Here is a 25,253-nt window from a genome sequence, read left to right on the forward strand (position 1 = left end):
TTGCGTATGACCTCTTGTACCGGGCTGCTGTGCCTGCTGCTGGCAGCGCAGGCACAGGCCGCCGGCAAGGGCTGCGCGGCGTTCGATCAGTTGCCCTCGGTGATCGAGCTGGACCAGGGCCTGCAACAGGAATTGCGCCTGCCGGTAGCGATCACCCGCGCCGCGGTGGGCGAGCCGAAGGTCGCCGACGTGCAGCCCAGCGGCGAGCGCGCGGTGCTGCTCACGGCGGTGGCCCAGGGCAGCACCAGCCTGATGCTGTGGACCGGCTGCGCCGCCCAGCCGCACCGGGCCATGCTCTTCGTCAAGGGCCGGGCCAGCGCCGACATGACGCCCACCGCGCAACTGCCCTCGGCGCAGGCAGACCTGCCGGTGCAGGTGCAGGCCGATATTCGCTTCGTCGAAGTGCGCCGGCTGAAGTACAAGGAGGCCGGCGCGCGCCTGTTCTTCAAGGGTTCCAACAGCCTGATCGGCTCGCCCGGCACGGTGCCTGGGGCCACGGTGCGCCCGAGCGACATCCCCGGCGCGCGCCTCGACGATGAGGTCTTCAACATCGTCCTGGGCGGCAACAACGGGCGCTTCCTGGCCATGATCAATGCCCTGGAGAACAGCGGCTTCGCCTACACCCTGGCGCGCCCCAGCCTCACTGTGCTCAGTGGGCTGACCGCAAGCTTTTTGGCCGGTGGCGAGATCCCCATCCCGGTGCCCAGCAGCGGCAGCGACAACGTGTCGATCGAATACAAGGAGTTCGGCGTGCGCCTGGCGCTGACGCCTACCGTGGTCAGCCGCGACCGCATCACCCTGAAGGTGGCGCCCGAGGTCAGCGAGCTCGACTTCAACAACGCGGTGGTCATCGCCGGCACCCGGGTGCCGGGGCTGAGCGTGCGCCGCACCGACACCAGCATCTCCCTGGCCGATGGCGAGAGCTTCATCATCAGCGGGTTGATCAGCAGCAACGTGCGTTCCAGCGTGGACAAGATGCCGGGCCTGGGCAACCTGCCGATCATCGGCGCCTTGTTCCGCCAGTCGGCGCTCAACCGCGAGGAAACCGAACTGCTGATGATCGTCACCCCGCACCTGGTCCAGCCGCTGGCCGCCAACGCGCGCCTGCCCGAGCTGCCGGGCGAGCGCCTGCGCACCTACGACCCCAGCTGGGGCCGCCTGTTCTTCATGGAAAACGGCAACTTCGAAGGCCGTGGCGGGTTGTCCCAATGAACGAAAGCCTGAACCACACCTACCTGGCCCTGACCCGCAACGAGGAAGACCTCAACTGGCTGCAAGGCGCGCTGGCGCCTCTCGGCCAGGTGATCGGCACCAGCAGCCCGGGCCTGGACGAATTGCTGGCGCTGGTCGACATGACCTTCAGCAACCTGGTGTTCATCGGCCTGGACCGTGAGCAACTGATCGGCCAGTGCGCGCTGATCGAAGGCCTGCTGGAGGCCAAGCCGATGCTGGCGATCGTCGCCCTGGGCGATGGCATGGACAACCAGCTGGTGCTGCACGCCATGCGCGCCGGTGCCCGCGACTTCGTCGCCTACGGCTCGCGGGCCAGCGAGGTGGCAGGCCTGGTGCGGCGCCTGGGCAAGCGCCTGCCGACGGTGGCCAGCAACCCCAACCTGGGAGGGCTCAGCGTGCTGTATGGCGCCCAGCACGGCGCCGATGGCGCGCTGCTCACCACCCACCTGGCGCGGGTGGTGCAGGACAGTGGCCAGCAAACCTTGCTGCTCGACCTCGGCCTGCCCCGCGGCGACAGCCTGGCACTGCTGGGGCTGGAGGCCTCGTTCCATTTCGGCGATGCCCTGCGCCACCTGCGCCGTCTCGACGCGACCCTGATCGACAGCGCCTTCAGCCGCGACAAGGGCGGCCTGCGCATCCTCGCCTATGCCGACAACGACGAGGCCCTCGGCCAGACCAGCGCCGCCGAGGTGTACATGCTGCTCGGCGCCCTGCGCCAGCACTTCCAGCACATCGTCGTGAACCTCACCGGGCAGGGCGACAGCGAGGCGTTGCGCACCATCGTCAGCCACTGCGACAAGCTGATCCTGTACACCGACCAGAACATCCTCGACTGCCGGCGCAACCTGGACGTGCTCGAGCAGTGGCGCGACCGCGGCATCAAGCTCGAGCATGCCAGCCTGTTGGTGGACCGCTACCAGCGCCAGGTGGCGCCAGATGCCGAGACCCTGGCCAAGCGCTACGGCCTGGCGCTGCTCAACGTCATGCCGCATAGCCCGGAGCTACGCCTGAACGCCAAGAACCAGGGCCTGAGCCTGTTCGAACTGGCCCCGCGGGAAAGCCTGACCCAGGCTTTGCGCGGCCTCGGCGAGCGCCTGGCGCGGCGCTCGGAAAACCTGGCGCCACCGGCCCATGCCTGGTTGCGCAGGCTATGGGGCAACCGATGAACCACGAAGAACCCTTTGGCGGGCCACGCCATGCCGCCAGCGATCCGCAGGTGCTCAAGCGCGCCTTGCACCGGCACGTCATCGATGCCATCGAGGACAGCGGCCGCAACCTGCTCGAAGGCCCGCGCCCGGCGTTGGCGCAGTTCGTCCTCGAGCAGGTCGGCGACTACGTGGCGCGGCTGCGCCTGGCGCTGTCGCGCTACGAGATGGAGCGCCTGGCCGAGGAGATCGTCGACGAACTGACCGGCTACGGCCCGCTGGAAGTGCTGTTGCGCGATCCGAGCGTCACCGAGATCCTGGTCAACGGCCCGTACCGGGTGTTCGTCGAACGCGCCGGGTTGTTGCAGCAGACCGACCTGCGTTTCATCGATGCGCACCATGTCGAGCGGGTGATGCAGCGCATCCTCGCGCCGCTGGGCCGGCGCCTGGACGAGTCGTCGCCGATGGTCGACGCGCGCATGCCCGACGGCAGCCGGGTCAACGCGATCATCCCACCGGTGGCGCTGGACGGGCCGTGCCTGTCGATCCGCAAGTTCCGCCAGGACATGCTCAAGAGCGCCGACCTGCTGGCCACCCGGGCCATCGACCAGGCCATCTACGACTTTCTCGAACGGGCCGTGGCCCGGCGCTGCAATATCCTGGTCAGCGGCGGCACCGGCACCGGCAAGACCACCTTGCTGAATATCCTCAGCCAGATGATCGCGCCCCAGGAACGCCTGGTGACCATCGAGGACGTGGCCGAACTGCAACTGCACCACCCGCATGTCGTGCGCCTGGAGACCCGCCCGCCGAACGCCGAGGGCCATGGCGAGATCAAGGCCAGCGAGCTGATCCGCAACGCCCTGCGCATGCGCCCCGACCGCATCATCCTCGGCGAGATCCGCGGTGCCGAGGTGCTCGATGTGATGACCGCGATGAACACCGGCCACGACGGCTCGATGAGCACCGTGCATGCCAACACCGCCCAGGATGCCTTGCTGCGCCTGGAAACCCTGGTCGGCCTCACTGGCCGCCAGGTTGCCGAAAAGACCTTGCGGCAGATGATCTGCGCGGCCCTGGACGTGGTGATCCAGTTGACCCGCCTGGCCGATGGCCGGCGCTGCGTGAGCGAAGTGCTGGAGGTGGTCGGCGTGCGCGACGATGTGTATGTCACCAATACCTTGTTCCGCCTCGACCGCCGCAGCGGCGACGGCTTCCTGCGCGAGGCGCCGAACCCGGCGGGCAGCAAGCTGCGTCACGAGGGGGTGCTGTGATGGGGCCGCTGCTGCTGGCGTTGTCGCCGCTGTGCCTGGGCATGGCGCTGCTGCTGTTGCGCCTGGGCCTGTACAAGCGCGGCGAGGAGCGCATTCTGTTGCGTCTTGGCCGGGCCTACCGTGCGGCGCGCAGCGCCAATGCCCGGCGCGACTGGCTCGACCCGCTGCTGCAGCGCGCCGGCCTGGCCCATGCGGACTTTTCGCCACGCCCGTGGCTGGCGGCCTGGCTGGCATTGACGGTGCTGGCGGGCCTGCTCGCCGGCGGGTTGGCGGCATTGATGCTGCTGCTTGGCCTGCCGCTGCTGGGGCACCTGTACCTGAGCTGGCGCTGCCGTCGCCGCTTGCAGCGGATCATCGAGCAACTGCCGGGGCTGCTCGACTACAGCGTGCGCAGCCTCAAGGCCGGTCGTACCCTCAGCGAAGCGGTGCTGGGCGGCGTCGACAGCACCCGCGAGCCGCTGCGCTCGGCGATGCTGCGGGTGCGCCGCAACGTGCAACTGGGGGTGCCGCTGGAGGATGCGGTCAGCGAACTGGCCGAGCTGTACGGCCAGGCCGAGCTGCGCATGTTCGCCCTGGGGCTGCGCATCAACCAGCGCCATGGCGGCAACGCCAGCGAATTGCTGGAGAACCTGATCAAGCTGATTCGCGAGCACGAGCAGGGTGACCGCCAACTGCGCGCGATGACCGGCGAAACACGCATTACCGCATGGATCCTCGGTGCCTTGCCGCTGGCCATGGTCGGCTATTTCCTGATCGCCAACCCCGGCTACCTGCTGGCCATGTGGCGCGACGCCAGCGGGCAACTGATGCTGCTGTTGGCCTTCGCCCTGCAGGCCGTTGGTTGCCTGGTGCTGTGGCGCATGATGAGGCGCTTGTGAACGGCGCCCTGTTGCTCTGCGCCCTGTGCCTGTTCGCCGGCTTCGCCTTGCTGGGCTGGCAGGTGGCGCGACAGATGCAGGCGCGGCAACGGGTGCTGCGCCGCCTGCAGGGGCGCCTGGGGCGTGACGAGCGCCTCGGCGACTGGCTGCAGTGGCTGGGCAGCAGCCCACTGGGGCGGCGCCTGCAACGCCTCGATGGCGAGACCCAGGCCTTGCTCGACCGCCTCGGCTGGCGGCGCAGCCGGCAGCGCGCGCTGTTCGCCGCCGTGCAGTTGGGGCTGCCGCTGCTGGCGGTCGGCGTGGTGCTGCTGCTGGCGCATGGCATGCCCGGGGACAGTCGTGGGCATTGGGGCGTGCTGGTGCTCTGCGGCCTGGGCGCCGGTTATCTGTTGCCCAAGCGCCTGCTGGTGGTCGCGGCGGCGCGCCGGCAGCGGCAGATCGCCGAAGAGGTCAGCCTGCTGATCCCGTTGCTGCGCATCCTGTTCGAGACCGGCCTGGCGGTGGAGCAGGCGTTGCGGGTACTGGCCCAGGAAGGCCGCAGCCTGGTGCCGAACATCAGTGACGAACTGCGCCTGGTGTTGCAGCGGGTCGACTCGGGCCTGGCCCTGGGGCCGGAGCTGGAAAAGTGCGCGCGGCTGCTGGCGGTGGACGCGTTGATCGACACCTGCGTGATTCTCCAGCAGTTGCTGGTTCAGGGCAGTGGCTCGATGAAGTCGTTGCTGGCGCTCAAGGAGCTGCTCGACGACCGGCGCCTGACGGGCCTGCAGGAGCGGGTATCGAAGATGTCGGCGAAGATGTCGGCGGTGATGATGGTGTTCCTGTTCCCGGCCTTGCTCATCGTCCTGGCCGGGCCGGGCTTTTCCGCGCTGGCGCGGGCGTTGGGGTCGTGAGCAGGGTGAGGCCTACAGACGATGCGATGGGAAGGAGAGAGGCGATGAGAGCGATCCTGTTGTTCAGCAGCCTGCTGTTGCTCGCCGGTTGCGCCGGCCAGCAGCCCGAGGGCCTGGCCCGCCTGCTCGGCGGCGGCAGTTGCGCCAAGCCCGATGCCGACCAGCAACTGAGCCTGGACATGGCCGACCAGATGATCAACGAGGGGCGGCCCCATGCTGGGCTGGCTCATCTCGAACAGTTGCCCGACACCCTCGACCCGGTGCGCCTGCGCAAGGCCAAGGTACTCCGGGTGCTGGGGCGTAGCGAGGCCGAGCCGCTGTACCGCAGCTTGCTCGGGGGATGCCTGGCGGCCGAGGGCGAACATGGCCTGGGGCAACTGGCCGCTGCCCGTGGCGACGACGCCCAGGCCCTGCGCAACCTGCAGCGGGCAGCGCGGCTGGCGCCGACCGACGAAAAGGTGCGCAACGACCTGGGCGTGGTGCAGATGAACCTGGGCAACCACGAGCAGGCACGCTTCGAGTTTCTCACCGCCATCGAGCTGCGCGACGACAACCCATTGCCGGCGGTGAACCTGGTGACCTTGTCGCTGCTGCAGGACCACTGGGACCAGGCCGAGGACCTGGTCAAGCGCCTGCACTTGCAGCCGGAGCAGTTCGCCGAGGCCCAGGCCCGAGCGCAGCGCATACGCGCCAGCGGGCGCGGGCCGATAGCGGCCAGCGCGACTGCGTCGGCGGCCACGCTCAATTGACCTGGAGGTGAACATGTTCAAGCAAGCGATCGTCCTGGCCTGCGCCATCACCCCGTTGCTGGCCCTGGCAGACCCTGACGCGCAGGCGCCAACCGCCACCGAGGCGCTGTTGCAGGTGCAGGCGAGCAATCGCCAGGCCTCGCCGGTGCGCCAGGTGCAGACCGACAAGGAGCGCGACCAGGCCATGCAGCGCTGGCTGGACAGCTACAAGTACGCGATCCCGGATTTCTACCGCTGGACCAAGATCAACTCATCCAACAACGGCGGCTGATCGCTGATCACCCGCCGTTGAGGTGGTGCCATGACGGGAAACTTAGGCGCTGTATGCAACGTCTTGAGACGACGGTCAGGCGAGGCTGTTTGCAATGCAGCATGAACGCGTATCAAGGCTTTTCGTGCCGAGCCTGGCGAGGTGGCAGCGGGTTATTCAATGCGTGGTAAAGCGCTGGTGCACCGGCGAAGAGCGCGGTGTCAGCGCCAGCGCCAGCTGGGTGCGGTTATGCATGTGGGTCAGGCGCAGTACCTGCGACACATACAGCTTCACCGTGTTCTCGGTGATGCCCAGTTCACAGGCGATCTGGTAGTTGGTCTTGCCCTTGCTCACCAGCCGGGCGACTTCCAGCTGGCGTGGCGACAGCTTCTCGAACGCCGCCGGCAACTCCGGTTCGCCGTCCTCGGCATCGCTGGCGCGCCGGTGGGTACCTTGGCCGCGGGCTTTTTCCAGGTCCTGATACAGGTCGTCGATCGACTCGGCCAGTTCCTGCAAGCGCTGGTTGAGGCTGCCCAGCTCGCGGAAGTTGCGGCGCCGCTCCAGCAACGCGGCCTCCTGCCGGCGCACGCCCTCGAGCAGTTCGTCCAGGTCCATGGGCTTCTGGTAGTAATCGGCGAACCCCTCGCGCAAGGCGCGGATCACGTCCTGCTTGTCGGCGCGGCCGGTCAGCATGATCGCCTCGAACATCCGCTGCTGCCCGGCGATCTGCTTCAGCGCGCGCACCAGCTCGATGCCATCGCGCTCGGGCATGTGCAGGTCGCACAGCACCAGGCCGATGGCCTCGTCGGCCTTGTAGCAATCGATGGCCTGGCCCGTGGAATGGGCTGGAACGCATCGGTAACCCTCGCTTTCGAGGAACTCGCACAGCTCTTCGACGATCAACGGCTGGTCGTCGACAACCAGAATCTTCACCTCACTGACGGACTTGTTCACGATCAACTCCCTGTAGTATCGGCCCTGCTCCCGGGCCAGACGCTCTGGCAGGTAGAAAAGTAGTCGCACTTTGCAATTATGTACATTCGGCCTTGCTCCTTATCCGACCATACGGTCGTCTATTGGATCCAAACGGCTGTCAGCAGGAACCCGGCCAATACATAGGGGGCAAACGGCTGCTTGTCGCCGACCTGCTCGGCCAGCGCCTGCATGCGTTTTTTCACCTTGGGGTTGAGCAGGGTCCACAAGCGGCGGCGGCCGAACATCCAGGCCAGCACCGTGACCCCGGCGCCGATGAAGGTGCCGAGCACGTACTGCGGGCTGGTGGCCAGGGCCAGGGCGCCCATCAGCTTGACGTCGCCGGCACCGAAGCGCCCGAGCATGTAGCCGGGCAGGGTGAGCAGCATGACGATTGCCAGTGCCCAGCCCGCCTCGCTGGCCTCGGCGCCGATCCAGCTGCGCCCGGTGGCGAACAGCCAGACCAGAGCACAGGCAGCGACCCCGAGGGTGAGGGTGTTGGAGATCTGTCGTTCACGGACATCTTGTTCGGTGCACAAGGCAAGCCACATCAGAAGAACAATGCTGTGCATTGGCAAATGGCCATCCCTATTCGTTGAACGGATCTATGCTTTTACCCAGGTCTCAGACTCAGGGTAGACGCGATCATGCAAGCAAGCCCGGCGCGGCAGCAAAAAGGCGCGGCAGCCATCGAGTTTGTCGCGGTTTTCATGGTGTTTTTCGCGGTGTTCTACGGTTTGGTCAGCTACGCCTTGCCGATGCTGATGCTGCAATCGTTCAACCAGGCCAGCAGCGAGGCGGTACGCCGGTGCGTGGCGGTGGACCCGAGCAGCCAGACCTACGCCCTGGATGTGCAGGGCCTGGCCCGCCAGGTGATCGGCCAGCAGTTGGCGTGGATGCCCAGTGCCCTGGGCTTCAGCGTGATCACCGACACCCGGGTCAGTGTCGGTGCCGACAAGGTGCTGACGGTGGTCATCGACTACCCGCGAGAGCGGCTCACGCGGGTCTTGCCGACCCTGGTGCTGCCCCTGGTCGGCGAGGTGCCGAAGCTGCCCGCGCGCTTGCAGGCCCAGGCGAGCCTGCAACTGTGAGTGGCGGCTTGTTCGACCGCTGGCGCACGGCGCCCACCCCGCTGCCCGAACCGCAGGTACCGCCAGCGGTCGGCCTGCAACTGTGGCTCGACGACCAGGCCCGGGTGCAGCGCCTGGCCGGCCCGCTGCGGACCTTGCTGGCGTTGCCCGGGCAGGCCGGTGGGCGGCTGCACGACTATTTGCTGCGGCACAGCTGGGTGGTGCTCGAAGGCGAGCCCGCCGACTGGCAGGGCCAGCCGCTGGACCTGGATTTCCATACGGCCGTCGGCCAGGCCCTGCACACCCGTGGCTGGTTGCTGCGCCAGGCCCAGGGGTGGATGTTGCAGCTGTTCGACATCGGCGACCTGCTGCGCGAGCAGCGCTGGGACCGGCAACGGCCATTGCTCGGCGAGATCGGCCATGCCCTGCGTGAGTGCGGCGCGGCGCGCCTGGTGCAGACCACCGAGGCGCAATTGCAACGGCTTGCCGAGCACTGGCAGGCCCGCTCGTTGCGCCTGCTGCTGCGCGAGGCCGATGGCTGGCGACACTACGCCAGCAGCGAGGGCGCCTGGCCCTGGCCCGCCGACCGCACCTTGCAGGCGCGGCTGCAGGCATGGCCGGCCCAGGGCCTGGTCGAGGCCAATGACGACCTGGAGCTGCTGGCGCTGTGCGGCGGGGTGTCGTTGTTCCTGGTGCCCTGCCGCCTGGGCCAGGATACCGAGGCGTGGTTGCTGTGCGCCGGCGCGCCCCAGTTGCCGCCGGCCGACATGGCGCTGGCGTTGCTGCGCACCTTGGTCGAGCCGCTGCTGGTGCGCCATCGCCGCCAGCAGTTGCACGAGCAGGCCGCCCACCTCGACGATTTGCAGCAACAGTTGGGCGCGGGCTGGTGGCAATGGCCGGCGCAAGGTGACTTGCAACTGGACCCGACCCTGGCTGCCGCCCTCGAGCTGCCGCGCCGTGCCAGCGAGCAGCAGTGGCTGGCCTGCCTGCACCCCGCCGACCGTGAGCCGGCGCAACTGGCCCTGGCCCAGGCCCGCGACGGGCAGGCACTGAGCCTGAATGTGCGGGTGCTGGGCAACGACGTCCAGGCGCCGCCGCGCTGGCTGCACTGGGCCGGCCATGGGCGGGGCGGCCAGGTGCGTGGTTTTTTGCTCGATATCAGCGCGCTCAAGGCCCAGGAGCAACAAGCCGGCGCCGCGCGAGCCCGGCTGGAAAACCTGATCGCCAGCTCGCCGGCGGTGATCTACGTGCAACGCTATGCCGAGGGCGCGTTGCACAGCGAGTTCTTCAGCGCCAGCCTGGCGCCTGTGCTGGGCTGGGCGATGGACGGCGAGCAGGCGCGCCAGCCCGGCCTGGCGGTACATCCGCAGGACCGCGCGCTGTGGCTGGAACGTACCCGCAGCTTGTTGCGCGACGGCCAGGTGCGGTGCCGCTACCGTCTGCGCGATCAGCGGGGGGGCTATCACTGGATCCTCGATGAGGCGCGCTTGCTGCGTGACGACCTTGGCCAGCCGCTGGAAGTGGTCGGCCTGTGGCTGGATGTCAGCGAGGCCAGCGAAGCCGCCGAGCGCATGCGCCAGAGCGAGGAGCGCTACCGGGTCTTGGTCGAGGACTCACCGGCGATGATCTGCCGTTACCGTCCCGACCTGACCTTGCTGTTCGGCAACCGGCCCCTGGCCGACTACCTGGGTTGCACGCCTGCGCAGCTCGAAGGCGCGGACCTGGGCCAGTGGTTGTCCGACGGCCAGCGCGAAGGCTTTGTCCAGCGCCTGCAGGCGCTGACCCCCGAGCACCCGGTGAGCTGCGCGGAAATTTGCCTGCAATTGCCAGGGCGCGAGCATGCCTGGTGGGTGTGGGCCGACCGCGGGCTGTTCGATGACCACGGCCGTCTGCTCGAAGTCCAGGCCGTGGGCCGCGACAATACCGAGGTGCGGCGCAGCCAGCAGCAGCTGTTGCAAGGCGCCAAGATGGCCACCCTGGGCGAGTTGGCCACCGGCCTGGTGCACGAGATCAACCAGCCGCTCAACGTGATGCGCATGGCCGTGGCCAACACCCTCAAGCGCCTGGACAACGGCGCCGCCGACCCGGCCTACCTGGTGGACAAGCTGCGCCGCATCGAGGCCCAGGTCGAGCGTGCCGCGCGGTTGGTGGAGCACATGCGCGTGTATGGCCGGCGTTCGGCGCTCGAACATGTGCCTTTCGCCGCCTGGGACGCTGTGGCGGGGGCCCAGGCGTTGCTGGAGGAGGGCCTGCGCGGCAAGGGCGTGGCGTTGCGGCTCGAATGCGCCGACGCGCAACCGCGGGTGCTTGGGCATCAGGATCAGTTGGAGCAAGTGCTGATCAACCTGCTGGTCAATGCCCGCGATGCCCTGCTCGAGCAGGGCCGGGCGCAGCCGTGGATTCGCGTGCGCCAGGTGCTGGAGGCGCAGTGCCTGTGCCTGCTGGTGGACGACAACGCCGGCGGTATCGACCCGCATTTGCACGCGCGCATCTTCGAGCCGTTCTTCACCACCAAGCCGGCCGGGGTCGGCACCGGGCTGGGGTTGTCGGTCAGCCACGGCATCGTCGCGCACATGGGCGGCCGCCTGACGGTGAGCAACGCGGGCGAAGGGGCGTGCTTTCGCATCGAACTGCCGCTTCACAGCACCAGTTGAGCGTGGCCGCTGGAGCAACTGAGGTTGGCGCCGACTTCGGCGTTGGCGAGGTCGGTGCCTAGTAGTTTGAGCAAGCCTTTGACCAGTGGGTCGACAAGTGGGCTGAGCAGGTTTTTGATCACCGGCTCCAGGATGCTCTTCACGCCGTCCAGAAGGCCCGCTGTCAGCGCCAGCATCTGGCCGAGCCCACTGTTGACCGTGGGGCGGTAGGCCTCAAGTTTGATGCCGTTCAACGTGTCGGTGAGGCTTGCCACCACCTGAAGCTGATCATCGGCCATAGGTAGGAAGAACGGGTCATCGCCGATTTCCCAGGCATCAGGGCTGTTGATGAAGACCAAGGGCTTCTCGAGGGGGCCACTGCCCAGCACTTTGCTGTCCACCCGTAGGCCGATGCCGCCGCCAGCATATGGCACACGCGTGCCGCAGGAGGGGGGCAGAATCAGCAGGCGGCTGCAGACATTGGTGCCGATATCGATAACCGGCATGGCTTTGATCGCAGACGTGCCGTTGTTGAGAAAGTCCGCTGGCGAATCAAACTTGCCAATCGCTATTTTTACCGCTGAACGCTGAGTGAGCGTCGTCAGGCTTTTAGGCGCACAGGTGTAGTTGTCCGGCGGTGCGGGGCGCAGGCGGCTGGTGCCTTCTGCCACTTCGAGGCCGATATCGAGATGGACCTGGCTGTCCAGCAGTTGTATGTCACTGACCTTGCAGGGTATGCCCAGTGCACAGGTCAGCGAATGGACGGTACCCAGTAAGTTGAGGCTGAGGAGGTTGTTCAGCACGTTGGTAAGCGGTGCGGCAAGGTCCTCAACGGCGTTGAGCAAACCGGCGATGCCGGTTAGCAGCGGCAGGTCGAGGGACACCAGGGCTCTGATCTGGGCGGTATGCACGAGGAGTTCATCAGTGCGTGGATCGCCCACCGCTGAGATCTGCTGGGGCTCGATGATCCTAAGATAAATCTTCCCCTTCATTGCTCCCAGGATATTGATGGGTAGCTCGATGTTCGCGGCGTGTTCGCTGGCGGCTAGCTGAATCACGCCTTGTACCAGTTGCAACAGCTGGATGTTCGCGTCCAGGCCGGCCTGGGCAGTGCCGCTCTGTAGGTCCAGCAACTTACCCAACTGCAATCCGCCGGCTGGCAGGTTGGCGGCGATGTTTCCGAGGTTGGTGATGACATCGACGGTGGCGCCGCTGCGTTGCAATACTTTGACCGCGGCCTGTAGCAACACGGTCGCACTGGTTTCAAGGTTTAGCAGCTGTTGGTAATTGCCAAGGTTGAGGTTTAAATCGATAGCGAGTTGGTCAAGGTATTGCAGCAAGTTGATCTTGGTATTGGCGATGCCTTGCCAGCCGACTAGGTCGATCTTCGTTTTGTCACTCAAGCCGGGAATGAGAGATGTCGGCTGGATTGTGGCCAGTGTGGTGCGAATGCTCAGCATCGCCTGGGGCGGCCCAGGGCTGGCGGCCACCGCGCTGGCGTGCAGGTTGGTGGTACGCGCCAGGGCGCCGCCCTGCACCAGGGCATAGACGCCGCCGGCCACGCTGGTGACCACGACGTTGCTGACCTCGACCTTGATCGCTTCGTTGCGCGTGGCATCGGCGGTGAAGACCCGCAGGTTGTCGTTGCCGGTGCGCAGGTAGCCGCAGCTGGCGATCAGCGGGTTGAGCGGCGAGTGGCCGTTACGGGTGGCGGCGGTGCGCGCCAGGGTGCTGGCCTGGGGGCCGTTGCCCGCGCATTGGCCGCCCTGTCCGGCGGCCTCGAGGGCGGCCATGTCGGCGATGCGCTGCAGCTTGCGTTGCTCGAGGTACAGGCGCCCGCCGTCGACCGTCAGCAGCATGAACACCAGCGCCAGGCCCAGGGTCAGCGCGGCCATCAGGCCGATCGCGCCGCGTTGGCGCACAGCGGAACGGGTAACCACAGGCACTCCTTTGCCGGCCAGAGGCCCGGCAGCACGGCGGCGGTGCAGGGAGTGTAGTCAAGGTGATGGCAAGTTGCCTTGCCTGCTCAGCGCGATCCCTGTAGGAGCGGCCTCGTGTCGCGAAAGGGCCGCGCCGCGGCCCCGGCGATTGTCGCCTTGTTGCTCAGATCCGGGGGCTGCGCTGCAGCCCTTTCGCGACACGAGGCCGCTCCTACAGGGGGCCGTACTACTGCCCAAGCGGGTCAATGCGGCGGATAGTTGCTCAACACCTGGGTCACGGTCTTCTGGATCGCCGCATTGCGTTCCTGCGGGCTGGGTGGGTAGTTGTTCATGATCTGCTCGGCGCTGCCGCGCCACACCAGCTTGCCGTCGCGGCCATCGAACAGGTCGACCTGGATGGTCGCCACCTTGTAGTCGACGCTGCGCGTCTCGTTGTACATCGGCCCACCCCAGTAGCCCCCCCAGTAACCGCCCCAGGCACCGCCATAGTTGGTGGTGATCTGCTGCTGGCGGTCCTCGACGATCAGGTAGGCGCGCACTTTCACATCAGGCCGGGCGTTGCCCTGCGCCGGGCGCAGGCCGCGCTGGTCGAGCTGGCCGGCCACGGCCTGGCGGATGCGCTGTTCGGTCAGGTCGCTCTTGATGCGGGGGTCGTCCGGGCGGTATTGCAGGCCCGGCTCCTGCCAGGCCCAGCTGCGATAGGCGGCGAAATCGCGGCTGGCATCGAAGTCCTGTTGCACGTTGTTGCTCGAGCAGGCCGCCAGCAACAGGGCGAGGGACAGTAGAACGAGACGGCGCAACATGATGGTTCTCCGGTTCAAGGTTAACTGGGAGGATAGCCGCTCAGCGCCTTGCCCACCGATTCACGCAAGGCGCTTTCGCGTTCACGCGGCGAGTCCTTGTCGCTGCCGCTTTCGGCGCTGGCGCTCCACACCGGCTGGCCGTCGCGAGCGTCGAACAGGTCGATGCGCACCACCATCACCTCGACCTCGTAGGTGCGCACGATCGGCACGCTGGCATAGCCGCCGTAACCGTTGCGGTAGCCGCCGTAGCCAATGCCGCCGTAAGGGCCGTAGTAAGGGTCGTAGTCGTAGTCCCGCACCTGGCGCAGGCGCCGCTCCAGGCGCACGTCGGCGCTTACCAGCAGGTCGGCGGCGCTGCCCCGGGCCGGGCGCAGGCCGTGCTGGTCGAGTGCGCTACTGACCGCGTCCGCCAACTGCCCGGGGGCCGCGTTGTGCAGGCCCTGCGGCAGTTGCTCGTCGCGCCAGCGCCAGCTGCGATAACGGCCATAGTCACGTGCCGGGGCCGGGTAGGCGCTGGCGTCGAAGGTGGTGGCGGCCTGGGGCGGTGCCGGCGGCAGCGGCTTGCTGCTGGCGACATAGGGGTTGCTGCCCTGGCAGGCGGCCAGGGCCAAGGGCAACAGGGCCAGGCACAACAGACGGTACGCCATGAGTCCTCCTGGCGGGTGCTTCAGTGGGGCCGGCAGATCCAGTGCAGGTAGCGGCCGAGCCCTGCGAAGCTGGGGTGGCGGCGGTGCGCCAGTTCCATCTCCAGCACGTCGAGCAGCTCGGCCTGGGCCTGGAATTGCTTGGGCATGTAGTCGTGGAACACCCGCACACCGCTTTCGCTTTCGACCTGCCAGTAAGGCCCAAGTTGCGCCTTGAGCTCACGGGGATCAAGCGGTTTCTGCGGGGTCAGGCTCTGCTTTTCACCGGCCAGGCGGTTGCTGCGCAGCTTGCGGAAATGGCCCTTGAGCAGGTTGCGATAGACCAGCGCGTCGCGGTTGTAGAACGCCAGCGACAGCCAGCCGCCCGGGGCGGTCAGCTGGTGCAGCACCGGCAGGATGCTCTCGGGCTCGGCCAGCCATTCGAGCACGGCATGGCACAGCACCAGGTCGTAGGGCTCGGTGAGCTGGCCGAGCAGATCCTGCCATGGCGCCTGGATGAAGGTTGCCGTCGCGCCGGCTTCGGCGAAGCGCGCGCGGGCGCCGTCGAGCATCGGCGCGGCGGGTTCGGCCAGGGTCAGGTGGTGCCCGCGCTGGGCCAGCCACAGCGCCATGTGGCCCAGGCCGGCGCCAATGTCGAGTACCCGCAGCGGGCGTTCGGGCAAGGTTTCGGCCAGGTCCGCCTGGAGCACGGCCAGGCGGATCGCGCCCTTGGCGCCACCGTAGATCTTCTCGGCGAAGCGGCTGGCCAGTTCATCGAAGTGACGGTCGTTCATTTGGCGAAGCGCCTCTCGCTGTCGGCCAGCTTGGCCCGTACCACCGCGTCCATATCCAGCCCCAGTTCGCTGCACAGCAGCAACAGGTAGAGGACGATATCGCCGACTTCCTGGCCGGCATGGGCGAGCTGGTCGGCGGGCAGTTGGCGCGACTGGTCCTCGGTCAGCCACTGGAAGATTTCCACCAGTTCGGCCATCTCGACGCTGGCGGCCATGGCCAGGTTCTTCGGGCTGTGGAAACCGCGCCAGGCATTGTTGTCGCGGATGCGGTGCAGGCGTTCGGTCAATTCTTGCAGGTTCATCGGGGCTCTCCTCGTGGCGCATAGCTTCCGGCGAGGTGCCTTGCAAAGCAAGCCCGATCAGAGCGGGCGCCAACTACCGAGCATGTGCAGCAGCCCGCCGTGGCCGTCCAGGCGCAGCTCGCCGCTCGGCGCCGCCGCGCTGGCGCTCAATATCACCTCCGAAGGTAGGCGCACCGGTTTGTGCAAGTCCACCGCGAAGGCATACCCGGCCTTGGGCAGGTGCCCCTGCAAGGCCGCCAGCGCCATGGCCTTGCTCCACATGCCGTGGGCGATGGCCCTGGGGAAGCCGAACAGGCGTGCCGTGAGGCGGCTCAGGTGGATCGGGTTGTAGTCGCCGCAGACCCTGGCGTAGCGTCGGCCGATATCGCCGTCGGCGTACCAACGGGTGGCCTCGGGCAACGCGATGGGTGTCGGTGCGGCCAGGTCCGTGGACGACGCCTCGAGCTTGAGACCGCGCACAAGCATGCGGCTGGTCTCGCGCCAGAGCAGGCCCAGGCCGTCCTCGGCCTCGGTCACCAGGTCGAAGGTGCCGCCCTTTTCATGGGGCCGCAGGTTGTCGGCATACACCGCGAAGCGCAGCCCGTCGATGCCGCCCAGGGGGCGCAGCACCTGCAGGCTGTTGTGCAGGTGCACCAGCCCGAGCAGCGGGAAGGGAAAATCCTCGGTGGTGAGCAATTGCAATTGCAGGTCGAAGGCCATGATGTGCGGGTAAGTGCCCGGTAGGCGCCCGTCGTCGGCGAAATGGCAGAGCCGACGGTAGGCCGCCAGGTTGGCTGGATCTACCCGCAGGAAGCAGCGCAGGCCTTGCTGCGGCAGCTGGCTGCCACGGATCTTGCGTTTGCCGAGGGCGCGCAGGTACAGGTTCGTCCGCGAGTCGGGGTGGTGCAGGTCGTGCCAGGCTCGGGTCATGGTCAGGCTCCCATCAAGGCTTGGCCGCAGACCCGCAGGGCCTGGCCGTTGACCGCCCCCGAACCCGGCTGGCTGAGCCAGGCGATGGCTTCGGCGACATCCTGTGGCAGGCCACCTTGGCCCAATGAGCTCAGGCGCCGGCCCGCCTCGCGCAGGGCCATGGGCATGGCGGCGGTCATGTGGGTCTCGATGAAGCCCGGCGCCACTGCGTTGATGCTGGCGCCCTGTTGGGCCAGGCGTGGTGCCCAGGCCTGGGCGAAGCCGATCAGCCCGGCCTTGCTGGCGGCATAGTTGGCCTGGCCGCGGTTGCCGGCGATGCCGCTGACCGAGGCCAGCAGGGTAATACGCGCGTTGTCGTGCAGCTTGCCGGCCTCGAACAGCGCCTGGGTCAGCACCTGGGGCGCCTTGAGATTGACCGCCAGCACCGCGTCCCAGTATTCCGGGGTCATGTTGGCGAGGGTCTTGTCGCGGGTGATGCCGGCGTTGTGCACGACGATGTCCAGGCCTTCCGGCAGGGCGTCGAGCAGTTGCGTGGCAGCGTCGGCGGCGCAGATGTCCAGGGCCAGGGCGCGGCCACCCAGGCGTGCGGCCAGGGCGTCGAGGTCGCGCTGGGCCTGGGGCACGTCGAGCAAGGTGACCTCGGCGCCATCGCGCGCCAGGGTCTCGGCAATGGCCGCGCCAATGCCGCGGGCGGCGCCGGTGACCAGGGCCCGGCGCCCGGCCAATGGGCGGGTCCAGTCCTCGACCTGGGTGGCGCAGGCCGTCAGGCGCAGCACCTGGCCGCTGACGAACGCGCTCTTGGGCGAAAGGAAGAAGCGCAGCGCACCCTCGAGCTGCGCCTCGGCGCCTTCGCCGATGTACAGCAGGTTGGCCGTGGCGCCATTGCGCAGTTCCTTGCCCAGCGAGCGGCTGAAGCCCTCCAGGGCGCGCTGGGCGACGCTGGCCGCCGGGGTGGCGAGCTGTTCGGGGGCGCGACCAAGGATCAGCACATGGGCACAGGGCGCCAGGCTGCGCAGCAGGGGCTGGAAGAACTCACGCAACTCCTTGAGTGCGTCGCTGTCGGATATCGCGCTGGCATCGAACACCACCGCCTTGAGCTTTGGCCCCAGGCCGGCGACCCAGGCCGGCGCTGGCAGCGACTCGCAGTTGAAGCTGTAGCAATCGGCCGTTAGCCGGGGGGCGATGCTGGTGACTTGCGCGGCCAGCGGCCCGCCACCGAGCACCAGCGCCCCCTCGATCGGGCGCAGCCGGCCGGCTTGCCAGCGCTCCAGCGGGGCTGGGCGCGGCAGGCCCAGGGCATCGACCAGCTTGCGGCCGAGGGTGGAGTTGGCAAAGCCCAGATAACGGTCGCTCATGTACGGTTCTCCCTGAAGGCAAGCTTGCAAGTGTGGACCAAAGTTGTGGCAGGGTCGTTCGAATGAGCTAAAAGAAGCTAGCACGGATAAATTTGTTTCAGGAGGAACAGGCATGCGTTCAACTCGCCGGGTGGCGATCCTGGGTGGTAACCGGATCCCCTTTGCCCGCTCCAACGGCGCCTATGCCAAGGCCAGCAACCAGGCGATGCTCACCGCAGCGCTCGAGGGCCTGGTGGAGCGCTATCGGCTGCATGGCTTGCGCTTGGGCGAGGTGGCGGCGGGTGCGGTGCTCAAGCATTCGCGGGACATGAACCTGACCCGCGAATGCGTGCTGGGCTCCAGGCTGTCACCGCAGACCCCGGCCTACGATCTTCAGCAGGCGTGCGGCACCGGGCTGGAGGCGGCCTTGCTGGTGGCCAACAAGATCGCCCTGGGGCAAATCGACAGCGCCATCGCTGGCGGTGTCGACACCACGTCCGATGCGCCGATCGCGGTCAGTGAAGGGTTGCGGCAAATACTGCTGCAGGCCAACCGGGCCAAGAGCTTGGCCGATCGCCTGTGGCCGTTGCTGAAGCTGCGCCCGGGTCATTTCAAACCTGAGTTGCCGCGCAATGGCGAGCCCCGTACCGGCCTGTCCATGGGTGAGCATTGCGAGCGCATGGCCCACACCTGGAGCATCCAGCGCGTCGAGCAGGACGAACTGGCCTTGCTCAGCCACCAGCACCTGGCGGCGGCGTATGCCGAGGGCTGGCAGGATGATCTGTTGACGCCGTACCTGGGCCTGAGCCGTGACAACAACCTGCGCCCGGACCTGACCTTGGAGCAGCTGGCCAAGCTGCAGCCGGCGTTCGACCGCAGCGGCCAGGGCACCTTGACGGCGGGTAACTCAACACCACTGACCGATGGTGCCTCGTTGGTGCTGATGGGCAGCGAGGCCTGGGCCCAGGACCATGGCATCGAGGTGCAGGCGTACCTGGTCGATGGCGAGACAGCCGCGGTCGATTTCGTCAATGGCCAGGAAGGCCTGCTGATGGCGCCGGTGTACGCGGTGCCGCGTCTGCTGGCGCGCAACGGCCTGACGCTGCAGGATTTTGACTACTATGAGATCCACGAGGCCTTCGCCGCCCAGGTGCTATGCACCCTCAAGGCCTGGGAAGACCCGGCCTATTGCCGGTCGCGCCTGGGGTTGGACGCGCCGCTGGGGGCCATCGACCGCAGCAAGTTGAACGTGAAGGGCAGTTCGCTGGCGGCCGGCCATCCGTTCGCCGCAACCGGTGGGCGGATCCTGGCGAACATGGCCAAGCTGCTGAAGGCGCGTGGCAAGGGGCGGGGGTTGATCTCCATCTGCGCGGCCGGTGGCCAGGGGGTGACGGCGATCGTCGAGCGCTAGCCCTGTTCGCCGGCAAGGCCGGCTGCGACTGGTATGCTTGTCTGCCTCGCATTATCGAGCCCTTTCATGCCGACCAACGGACCACGCGCCATCCCCGCCCTGACCGAGCTGCCCAGGCCGCTCTACGCCCGTGCCGAGCGCCTGGATGCCGGATCCTGGACCCCCCGCCATCGCCACGACTGGGTGCAGTTTTCCTATGCCATCAGCGGTGTGCTGGGCGTCTATACCCGCAGCGGCAGCTACTTCGCCCCGCCACAATGGGGCGTGTGGATTCCGGCCGACACCGAGCACGAGGTGGTGACCTCGATGCAGGCCGAGATGCGCAGCCTCTACGTGCGCCGCGATGCCTGCCCCTGGGCGGCGGAGCACTGCCGGGTGCTGGAGGTGACACCGCTGGCGCGGGAGTTGATCAAGCAGTTCTGCACCTTCGCCGTGGACTACCCGGCCACTGACAGCGTGCAAGCGCGGCTGGTGGCGGTGCTGCTGGACCAACTGCGCACCCTGCCGGAAGTGGGGTTTTCCCTGCCGTTGCCGCGCCACCCGAGGTTGTTGGCCTTGTGCAATGGCCTGATCGCCGCGCCCGACCAGGCGCAGACCCTGCAGCAATGGGCCGGGCAGTTGGGCGTGTCGGAGAAAACCTTGATGCGCCTGTTCCAGCGCGAGACGGGCCTGAGCTTTCGCAACTGGCGCCAGCGCATGCGCCTGCTGTCGTCGCTGGCGTTGCTGGAGGCCGGTGAGAGCGTCACCCAGGCGGCACTGGGTTGCGGTTATGACTCCACCTCGGCGTTCATCGCCGCCTTCAAGCAACTGTTCGGCGCAACGCCTGGGGAGCTGAGGCTCTGAGCTCCCCGCTGCGCCTCGCTGGGGTCAATGGCAGCAACTGCCGCCATTGGCCAGGTCCTTGAGGATCGGGCAGTCTGGCCGATCATCGCCCTGGCAGTGCGCTACCAGCTCGCCCAGGGTGTCGCGCAGGCTCACCAGTTCCTCGATGCGCCGGTTCAGCTCATCGATGTGCTGCATGGCCAACGCCTTCACATCGGCGCTGGCGCGCTGGCGGTCCTGCCACAGGGTGAGCAGCTTGGCCACCTCTTCCAGGGAGAAGCCCAGGTCGCGCGAACGCTTGATGAACGCCAGGCTGTGCAGGTCGTCCTGTTGGTACAACCGGTAGCCGCTGTCGCTGCGCTTGGCCGGGCGCAGCAGGCCGATGGACTCGTAGTAGCGGATCATCTTGGCGCTGAGCCCGCTGCGGCGGGCGGCCTGGCCGATGTTCATGGCAGCTCCTGATGGTCGGCGGTGGGTTTCCAGGTCTTCAGCCACAGGGCGTTGCTCACCACGCTGACGCTGGACAGCGCCATGGCAGCGCCGGCCAGCACGGGGTTGAGGTAACCCAGCGCGGCCAGGGGGATGCCGACCAGGTTGTAGATGAAGGCCCAGAACAGGTTCTGGCGGATCTTGGCGTAGGTCTTGCGGCTGATCTCCAGGGCGGCGGGCACCAGGCGCGGGTCGCCGCGCATCAGGGTGATGCCGGCGGCCTGCATGGCCACGTCGGTGCCGCCGCCCATGGCGATGCCGATATCGGCGGCGGCCAGGGCCGGGGCGTCGTTGATGCCGTCGCCGACCATGGCCACCACGCCATCGCGCTTGAGCGCCGCTACGGTGGCGGCCTTGTCGGCCGGCAGCACTTCGGCATGGACGTCGTCGATCCCCAGGGCCTCGGCCACCACCTTGGCGCTGCCGCGGTTGTCACCGGTCAGCAGGTGGCTGCTGATGCCACGCTGGTGCAGCGCGGCAATGGCCAGGTCGGCACCGGCCTTGAGGCTGTCGCCGAAGGCGAACAGGCCCAGTACCCGCGGCTGGTTGCCGCGCTCGACCAGCCAGGACAGGGTGCGTCCCTCGGCCTCCCAGGCTTGGGCGCTGGCAGCCAGGTCGCCGGGCGACAATGCGCTTTCCTCGAGCAGGCGGCGGTTACCCAGCGCCAGCTCGCGCCCGTCCACCTGGCCGGCGATGCCGCGCCCGGTGAGCGCCTGGCTGGCCGCCACCTGCGGTACTTCCAGGCCCTGTTCGGCGCAGGCCTCGAGCACGGCCCTGGCCAGTGGGTGTTCGCTGCCGCGTTGCAGGGCACCGGCCAGACGCAGCAGTTCGCCGCCGTCACCGCTGGCGGCTTGGCTGTGGACGATACGCGGGCTACCCGAGGTCAGGGTGCCGGTCTTGTCGAATACCACGCGGTTGACCGCGTGGGCGCGCTCCAGGGCTTCGGCGTCCTTGATCAGGATGCCGTGGCGGGCGGCGACGCCGGTTCCGGCCATGATCGCCGCCGGCGTCGCCAGGCCAAGGGCGCAAGGACAGGCGATCACCAGGACCGCGACGGCGTTGATCAGGGCGGTTTCCAGCGGCGCGCCGGCCAGCCACCAGCCGATCAGGGTGAGCAGCGCCAGTACCAGCACCGCCGGGACGAACACCTGGCTGACCCGATCGACCAGTTTCTGGATGGGCGCCTTGGCCGCCTGGGCGTCCTCCACCAGGCGGATGATCCGGGCCAGGACCGTCTCGGTGCCGAGCGCCCGGGTTTCCACCAGCAGGCGGCCTTCGCCGTTGATCGCACCACCGGTGACCGCGTCCCCCGGCTGCTTGGGCACCGGCAGGCTTTCGCCGCTGATCAGCGCCTCGTCGGCATGGCTGCTGCCTTCGAGCACTTCACCGTCGACGGGGAAGCGCTCGCCGGGCTTGACCAGTACCTGGTCGCCCAGGCGCAGCTGGCTGATCGCGACTTCTTCCTCGCGTCCGTCGAGTACCCGTACCGCGCGTTCCGGGCGCAAGGCCTCGAGGGCGCGGATGGCGCTGGCGGTCTGGCGTTTGGCGCGGCTTTCCAGGTACTTGCCCAGCAACACCAGGGCGATCACCACCGCCGAGGCTTCGAAATACAGGTGCGGTTGCGTGCCGGCAGGGGCGTTGGCCCATTGGTACAGGCTCAAACCATAGCCGGCGCTGGTGCCCAGGGCGACCAGCAGGTCCATGTTGCCGGCGCCGGCGCGCACGGCTTTCCAGGCCGCGACATAAAAGCGCGCACCGAGAATGAATTGCACGGGGGTGGCCAGCAGGAACTGCGCCCAGGCCGGCAGCATCCAGTGCAGGCCGAAGGGTTGTCCCAGCATTGGCAGCACCAGGGGCAGCGCCAGCAGCAGGGCAGCGCCCACCGCCAGGCGCTCGTTGCGCAGGCGGCGCTGGGCCTGGGCCTGGTCGTCGTGCTGGCTGCGCGGCAGGCTGGCGCTGTAGCCGGCGTTTTCCACCGCGCCGATCAGCGCGCTGTCGTCCAGGGCCTGGAGCACTTCGAGGTGGGCGCGTTCGTTGGCCAGGTTGACGCTGACCTGCTCCACCCCCGGCAGCTTGCGCAAGGCGCGCTCGACGCGGCCGACGCAACTGGCGCAGGTCATGCCGCCGATCTGCAGTTCCAGGGTGCGGGTGGGGACGCTGTAGCCGGCGTCGCGCACGGCGTCGACCAACGCCGGCAGGCTGTCGGCCGGGGCCTGGACGCGGGCCTGCTCGGTGGCGAGGTTGACGCTGACGTGTTCGGTACCGGTAACCTTGCGCAAGGCGCGTTCGACCCGACCTGCGCAACTGGCGCAGGTCATGCCGGCGATCGGCAGGTCGAAGGTGGTGGATGCGGGCATGGCTCTCTCCTCCGTGGACTGGCCTGCAGCATCAACCTTGCCATGCGGGCAAGGTCAATAGCCCAGGTTGGCCTGCCGCAATTCCAGGCCATGTGCGCCGGTGGCGATACGGTACTTGCTGATCTGCCCGGCCTTGAGGTTCAAGCGCGTGCTGCGCTGGTCCTCGACGCCCGCGGCGCAGCCGGGCATCTGCCCGGGCAGCAGGCGCATGCGCACATCGACCGGGCCGGGCGGCAGGTTGAATGAAGTGGATTGTTCCTGGAACAGTCGGGCGGCCAACTGATCGTTGAGGTAGATGCCGATCTCGCAACTGGTGGCCACTTCCAGGCGTTCCCGGGAAATCATCAGCACGCTGTAGTCCGCGTTGCCCTCGGCGCTGGCCGTTGGCACCCCGGCGAGTGCGCCCAGTAGCCCGACAAGGCCCAATGCTGCCTTGATCATGAAGAATCTCCTGCTTGGCAAAAACGTCAAAGGCGCAGCTTGGCCGAGCCGCGCGCGGATTTCCAGCCCGGCCGTTGCCGGCAGAACTTGACCTTGCCCCGATGGCAAGGATGAGACTGGGCAAAACCCACCAGGAGGCAACCTCGATGCAAGTGTTCAATGTACAAGGCATGACCTGTGGCCATTGCGTGAAAGGCGTGACCCGGGCGGTGCAGGAGCAGGATGGCGCGGCGCGGGTGGAAGTGGACCTGGCCGGACGGCAAGTGCGGGTCGACAGCACGCTGGCAGCGGAGCAGATCCTTGCGGCGATTCGCCAGGAGGGGTATCAGGCCGAGCTGGCCTGATCAGGGGTTGGCCCTGTAAACCTCATGCCATCGGTGCCTACGCGGCTCTTTCGGCCAACCCGGCCCGGTAGGCGCCAGCCTTGCTGGCGAACCAGGCGCCGCGCAGGATGGCACCGACGGTGGTGGTGTTCGCCGGGCAATCGGGCGGCAATTATTACGAAGGTTTTCATCGCCTGGGCACCCAGTGCAGGTAGACTTAAGCGCTTGCTTAGCCTGCTATGGATTCTCCATGAACCTGCGAACCCTGCTGATTCTCGGCGCCCTGAGTGCGTTCGGGCCCTTGGCGATCGACTTCTATCTGCCCGCTTTCCCCGCCATGGCGCACGCTTTCGCCACCGATGAAAAGCACGTGCAGACCACCCTGGCTGCCTACTTCCTCGGCCTGTCCCTTGGCCAGCTGGCCTACGGCCCGGTGGCCGACCGCTTCGGCCGGCGCATCCCGTTGCTGTTCGGCGTCGGCCTGTTCACCCTGGCGTCGCTGGCCTGCGCCTATGCGCCAAACCTCGACAGCCTGATCGTGGCGCGTTTCGTCCAGGCGCTGGGCGGCTGCGCCGGCATGGTGCTGTCGCGGGCGATCGTCAGCGACAAGTGCGACGCAGTGGCTTCGGCCAAGGTGTTCTCGCAATTGATGCTGGTGATGGGCCTGGCGCCGATTCTGGCGCCGATGCTCGGTGGCGTGCTGGTCAATGTGGCCGGCTGGCAGTCGATCTTCCTGGCCTTGAGCCTGTTCAGCGCCGCCTGCCTTGTGGCCGTCGGCCTGGGGCTGCCGGAAAGCCTGCCGGCGCACGTGCCGCGCCAGCCGCTGTCGGGGGCGTTGCGCCAGTACCTGCGCCTGCTCGGTGATCGGGTGTTCGTTGGCCATGCGCTGACCGGCGGGGTCGCCATCGCCGGGATGTTCGCCTACATCGCCGGCTCACCCTTCGTCTTCATCAAGCTGTACGGCGTGCCGGCCGAGCACTATGGCTGGTTGTTCGGCACCAATGCCGCCGGTTTCATCCTGATGGCCCAGGTCAATGCGCGTCTTTTGGCCAAGCGTGGGCCGGCGTTCCTGCTGGCCCGTGCGGTCTGGCTGTACCTGGCCGCGGCGCTGGCGCTGCTGCTGGTGGCGGCGCTGCGTCCGGTGGCGCTGTGGCCTTTGCTGGTGCCGCTGTTCGTCTGCATCGCCAGCCTCGGCTGCATCATCCCCAACGCCTCGGCGTGCGCCATGAGTGGCCAGGGGGCACGGGCCGGCAGTGCCTCGGCACTGATGGGCTGCCTGCAGTTCAGCGTCGCCGCGGCTGCGGCGGCGCTGGTCGGGGTGCTGCATGATGGCAGCGCGGTGCCCATGGCGCTGGTGATCAGCTTGTGCGGCGCGCTGGTGGTCAGTGTCGCAATGCTGACCCGGCGCTTGCAGGCCAGGCGCTCGGTGTAAGCACATGGGGCGCGTTCAGGCGCGCTTCGAGCAAGGCGACGAAGGCCCGCGCCTCGGCTTCGTTGCGAAAACTCACCACGTGCTGGTCCAGCTGGACCTGCCACGGGCAAGCAGGGTTTCGGTTCGACGCACTGACGACAATCTTCATCGTGATTCACCTCCAGTGAGCGACAGCCGAT

General features: G+C 67.7%; 25 protein-coding genes. 13 read left to right on the forward strand and 12 right to left on the reverse strand.

The window, feature by feature from the left end:
- The first annotated feature begins 6 nt into the window (after positions 1–6).
- The 7 genes from KSS95_RS06005 to KSS95_RS06035 are packed head-to-tail and all read left to right on the forward strand — an operon-like array spanning position 7 to position 6,440.
- Positions 7–1,212, forward strand: coding sequence for a type II and III secretion system protein family protein (locus KSS95_RS06005; protein ID WP_437179572.1), 1,206 nt, complete (start codon positions 7–9; stop codon positions 1,210–1,212).
- Entirely contained in the window at positions 1,209–2,399 is a 1,191-nt protein-coding gene (locus KSS95_RS06010; protein ID WP_217852506.1) for a CpaE/TadZ family protein, read from the forward strand. Before KSS95_RS06005 ends, KSS95_RS06010 begins: the two co-directional genes overlap by 4 nt.
- A complete protein-coding gene (locus KSS95_RS06015; RefSeq protein ID WP_217852508.1) occupies positions 2,396–3,652 on the forward strand; it encodes a TadA family conjugal transfer-associated ATPase in 1,257 nt (418 codons plus the stop codon). The genes KSS95_RS06010 and KSS95_RS06015 overlap by 4 nt, the downstream gene beginning before the upstream one ends.
- The gene (locus tag KSS95_RS06020; RefSeq protein WP_217852510.1) at positions 3,649–4,530 is read left to right on the forward strand and encodes a type II secretion system F family protein; all 882 of its coding nucleotides are present in this window, start codon (positions 3,649–3,651) and stop codon (positions 4,528–4,530) included. Before KSS95_RS06015 ends, KSS95_RS06020 begins: the two co-directional genes overlap by 4 nt.
- A complete protein-coding gene (locus tag KSS95_RS06025; protein ID WP_217852512.1) occupies positions 4,527–5,420 on the forward strand; it encodes a type II secretion system F family protein in 894 nt (297 codons plus the stop codon). The genes KSS95_RS06020 and KSS95_RS06025 overlap by 4 nt, the downstream gene beginning before the upstream one ends.
- A gap of 44 nt (positions 5,421–5,464) precedes the next feature.
- The gene (locus tag KSS95_RS06030; RefSeq protein ID WP_217852514.1) at positions 5,465–6,169 is read left to right on the forward strand and encodes a tetratricopeptide repeat protein; all 705 of its coding nucleotides are present in this window, start codon (positions 5,465–5,467) and stop codon (positions 6,167–6,169) included.
- A 13-nt stretch (positions 6,170–6,182) separates the two neighbouring features.
- On the forward strand, positions 6,183–6,440 hold the full coding sequence (locus KSS95_RS06035) for a DUF3613 domain-containing protein (RefSeq protein ID WP_217852516.1): 258 nt from the start codon (positions 6,183–6,185) through the stop codon (positions 6,438–6,440).
- A 156-nt stretch (positions 6,441–6,596) separates the two neighbouring features.
- On the opposite strand, the gene KSS95_RS06040 is transcribed toward KSS95_RS06035, so the two are convergent.
- Both KSS95_RS06040 and KSS95_RS06045 read right to left on the reverse strand, forming a co-directional pair.
- Positions 6,597–7,379 (reverse strand): response regulator transcription factor, encoded by a 783-nt coding sequence (locus KSS95_RS06040; protein ID WP_437179602.1) that lies wholly within the window; start codon positions 7,377–7,379, stop codon positions 6,597–6,599.
- Between the two features lie 113 nt (positions 7,380–7,492).
- On the reverse strand, positions 7,493–7,963 hold the full coding sequence (locus KSS95_RS06045; protein WP_217852519.1) for an A24 family peptidase: 471 nt from the start codon (positions 7,961–7,963) through the stop codon (positions 7,493–7,495).
- A 75-nt stretch (positions 7,964–8,038) separates the two neighbouring features.
- On the opposite strand from KSS95_RS06045, the gene KSS95_RS06050 reads away from it, so the two are divergent.
- Together KSS95_RS06050 and KSS95_RS06055 are read left to right on the forward strand one after the other, a co-directional pair.
- Positions 8,039–8,482, forward strand: coding sequence for a TadE/TadG family type IV pilus assembly protein (locus KSS95_RS06050; RefSeq protein WP_217852521.1), 444 nt, complete (start codon positions 8,039–8,041; stop codon positions 8,480–8,482).
- Positions 8,479–11,115, forward strand: a complete 2,637-nt coding sequence (locus KSS95_RS06055; RefSeq protein ID WP_217852523.1) for an ATP-binding protein — start codon at positions 8,479–8,481, stop codon at positions 11,113–11,115. The genes KSS95_RS06050 and KSS95_RS06055 overlap by 4 nt, the downstream gene beginning before the upstream one ends.
- Here KSS95_RS06055 and KSS95_RS06060 read toward each other — a convergent pair.
- The 7 genes from KSS95_RS06060 to KSS95_RS06090 form a co-directional block, all read right to left on the reverse strand.
- Positions 11,100–13,034, reverse strand: coding sequence for a pilus assembly protein TadG-related protein (locus KSS95_RS06060; RefSeq protein WP_225935562.1), 1,935 nt, complete (start codon positions 13,032–13,034; stop codon positions 11,100–11,102). The two genes, KSS95_RS06055 and KSS95_RS06060, sit on opposite strands and share 16 nt — an antisense overlap.
- Before the next feature lie 242 nt (positions 13,035–13,276).
- Entirely contained in the window at positions 13,277–13,837 is a 561-nt protein-coding gene (locus KSS95_RS06065; protein ID WP_217852524.1) for a DUF4136 domain-containing protein, read from the reverse strand.
- A 20-nt stretch (positions 13,838–13,857) separates the two neighbouring features.
- The gene (locus KSS95_RS06070) at positions 13,858–14,484 is read right to left on the reverse strand and encodes a DUF4136 domain-containing protein (RefSeq protein WP_217852526.1); all 627 of its coding nucleotides are present in this window, start codon (positions 14,482–14,484) and stop codon (positions 13,858–13,860) included.
- Between the two features lie 20 nt (positions 14,485–14,504).
- Positions 14,505–15,254, reverse strand: a complete 750-nt coding sequence (locus KSS95_RS06075; protein ID WP_217852528.1) for a methyltransferase — start codon at positions 15,252–15,254, stop codon at positions 14,505–14,507.
- Positions 15,251–15,556: a MazG-like family protein gene (locus KSS95_RS06080; protein ID WP_217852529.1), complete on the reverse strand. Its 306-nt coding sequence runs from the start codon at positions 15,554–15,556 to the stop codon at positions 15,251–15,253. The genes KSS95_RS06075 and KSS95_RS06080 overlap by 4 nt, the downstream gene beginning before the upstream one ends.
- 57 nt (positions 15,557–15,613) lie before the next feature.
- Positions 15,614–16,465 (reverse strand): MaoC family dehydratase, encoded by an 852-nt coding sequence (locus KSS95_RS06085; RefSeq protein WP_217852531.1) that lies wholly within the window; start codon positions 16,463–16,465, stop codon positions 15,614–15,616.
- A gap of 2 nt (positions 16,466–16,467) precedes the next feature.
- The gene (locus KSS95_RS06090; RefSeq protein ID WP_437179573.1) at positions 16,468–17,934 is read right to left on the reverse strand and encodes a 3-oxoacyl-ACP reductase; all 1,467 of its coding nucleotides are present in this window, start codon (positions 17,932–17,934) and stop codon (positions 16,468–16,470) included.
- Between KSS95_RS06090 and KSS95_RS06095 the strand changes: the two genes are divergently transcribed.
- Complete coding sequence (locus KSS95_RS06095) at positions 17,933–19,210, forward strand: acetyl-CoA C-acetyltransferase (RefSeq protein ID WP_217852535.1); 1,278 nt, start codon at positions 17,933–17,935, stop codon at positions 19,208–19,210. The genes KSS95_RS06090 and KSS95_RS06095 overlap by 2 nt on opposite strands.
- Before the next feature lie 66 nt (positions 19,211–19,276).
- Positions 19,277–20,053 (forward strand): AraC family transcriptional regulator, encoded by a 777-nt coding sequence (locus tag KSS95_RS06100; protein WP_217852536.1) that lies wholly within the window; start codon positions 19,277–19,279, stop codon positions 20,051–20,053.
- Between the two features lie 24 nt (positions 20,054–20,077).
- Here the strand turns inward: KSS95_RS06100 and cueR are convergent, their stop codons facing one another.
- From cueR to KSS95_RS06115, 3 genes are read right to left on the reverse strand one after another with little or no spacing between them, the layout of a single operon-like run.
- Positions 20,078–20,482: a Cu(I)-responsive transcriptional regulator gene (cueR, locus tag KSS95_RS06105; RefSeq protein WP_217852538.1), complete on the reverse strand. Its 405-nt coding sequence runs from the start codon at positions 20,480–20,482 to the stop codon at positions 20,078–20,080.
- The gene (locus tag KSS95_RS06110) at positions 20,479–22,878 is read right to left on the reverse strand and encodes a heavy metal translocating P-type ATPase (RefSeq protein WP_217852540.1); all 2,400 of its coding nucleotides are present in this window, start codon (positions 22,876–22,878) and stop codon (positions 20,479–20,481) included. Before KSS95_RS06110 ends, cueR begins: the two co-directional genes overlap by 4 nt.
- Before the next feature lie 54 nt (positions 22,879–22,932).
- Positions 22,933–23,319, reverse strand: coding sequence for a hypothetical protein (locus tag KSS95_RS06115; RefSeq protein WP_217852542.1), 387 nt, complete (start codon positions 23,317–23,319; stop codon positions 22,933–22,935).
- A gap of 146 nt (positions 23,320–23,465) precedes the next feature.
- Between KSS95_RS06115 and KSS95_RS06120 the strand changes: the two genes are divergently transcribed.
- Positions 23,466–23,663 carry a heavy-metal-associated domain-containing protein gene (locus KSS95_RS06120; RefSeq protein ID WP_217852543.1) on the forward strand — a complete coding sequence of 66 codons (198 nt, stop codon included), beginning with the start codon at positions 23,466–23,468 and terminating at the stop codon, positions 23,661–23,663.
- Positions 23,664–23,892: 229 nt separating this feature from the next.
- Complete coding sequence (locus tag KSS95_RS06125) at positions 23,893–25,074, forward strand: multidrug effflux MFS transporter (protein WP_217852545.1); 1,182 nt, start codon at positions 23,893–23,895, stop codon at positions 25,072–25,074.
- Positions 25,075–25,253: the final 179 nt, after the last annotated feature.

The sequence above is a fragment of the Pseudomonas muyukensis genome (assembly GCF_019139535.1).
Taxonomy (GTDB): domain Bacteria; phylum Pseudomonadota; class Gammaproteobacteria; order Pseudomonadales; family Pseudomonadaceae; genus Aquipseudomonas; species Aquipseudomonas muyukensis.

Coding starts and splice junctions, on each gene's coding strand:
- KSS95_RS06070 (WP_217852526.1), bottom strand. CDS start 14,484: ATGGCGTACCGTCTGTTGTGCCTGGCCCTGTTGCCCTTGGCCCTGGCC.
- KSS95_RS06085 (WP_217852531.1), bottom strand. CDS start 16,465: ATGACCCGAGCCTGGCACGACCTGCACCACCCCGACTCGCGGACGAAC.
- KSS95_RS06005 (WP_437179572.1), top strand. CDS start 7: ATGACCTCTTGTACCGGGCTGCTGTGCCTGCTGCTGGCAGCGCAGGCA.
- KSS95_RS06120 (WP_217852543.1), top strand. CDS start 23,466: ATGCAAGTGTTCAATGTACAAGGCATGACCTGTGGCCATTGCGTGAAA.
- KSS95_RS06045 (WP_217852519.1), bottom strand. CDS start 7,963: ATGCACAGCATTGTTCTTCTGATGTGGCTTGCCTTGTGCACCGAACAA.
- KSS95_RS06015 (WP_217852508.1), top strand. CDS start 2,396: ATGAACCACGAAGAACCCTTTGGCGGGCCACGCCATGCCGCCAGCGAT.
- KSS95_RS06095 (WP_217852535.1), top strand. CDS start 17,933: ATGCGTTCAACTCGCCGGGTGGCGATCCTGGGTGGTAACCGGATCCCC.
- KSS95_RS06050 (WP_217852521.1), top strand. CDS start 8,039: ATGCAAGCAAGCCCGGCGCGGCAGCAAAAAGGCGCGGCAGCCATCGAG.
- KSS95_RS06065 (WP_217852524.1), bottom strand. CDS start 13,837: ATGTTGCGCCGTCTCGTTCTACTGTCCCTCGCCCTGTTGCTGGCGGCC.
- KSS95_RS06090 (WP_437179573.1), bottom strand. CDS start 17,934: ATGCCTGTTCCTCCTGAAACAAATTTATCCGTGCTAGCTTCTTTTAGC.
- KSS95_RS06010 (WP_217852506.1), top strand. CDS start 1,209: ATGAACGAAAGCCTGAACCACACCTACCTGGCCCTGACCCGCAACGAG.
- KSS95_RS06075 (WP_217852528.1), bottom strand. CDS start 15,254: ATGAACGACCGTCACTTCGATGAACTGGCCAGCCGCTTCGCCGAGAAG.
- KSS95_RS06035 (WP_217852516.1), top strand. CDS start 6,183: ATGTTCAAGCAAGCGATCGTCCTGGCCTGCGCCATCACCCCGTTGCTG.
- KSS95_RS06080 (WP_217852529.1), bottom strand. CDS start 15,556: ATGAACCTGCAAGAATTGACCGAACGCCTGCACCGCATCCGCGACAAC.
- KSS95_RS06110 (WP_217852540.1), bottom strand. CDS start 22,878: ATGCCCGCATCCACCACCTTCGACCTGCCGATCGCCGGCATGACCTGC.
- cueR (WP_217852538.1), bottom strand. CDS start 20,482: ATGAACATCGGCCAGGCCGCCCGCCGCAGCGGGCTCAGCGCCAAGATG.
- KSS95_RS06030 (WP_217852514.1), top strand. CDS start 5,465: ATGAGAGCGATCCTGTTGTTCAGCAGCCTGCTGTTGCTCGCCGGTTGC.
- KSS95_RS06115 (WP_217852542.1), bottom strand. CDS start 23,319: ATGATCAAGGCAGCATTGGGCCTTGTCGGGCTACTGGGCGCACTCGCC.
- KSS95_RS06100 (WP_217852536.1), top strand. CDS start 19,277: ATGCCGACCAACGGACCACGCGCCATCCCCGCCCTGACCGAGCTGCCC.
- KSS95_RS06125 (WP_217852545.1), top strand. CDS start 23,893: ATGAACCTGCGAACCCTGCTGATTCTCGGCGCCCTGAGTGCGTTCGGG.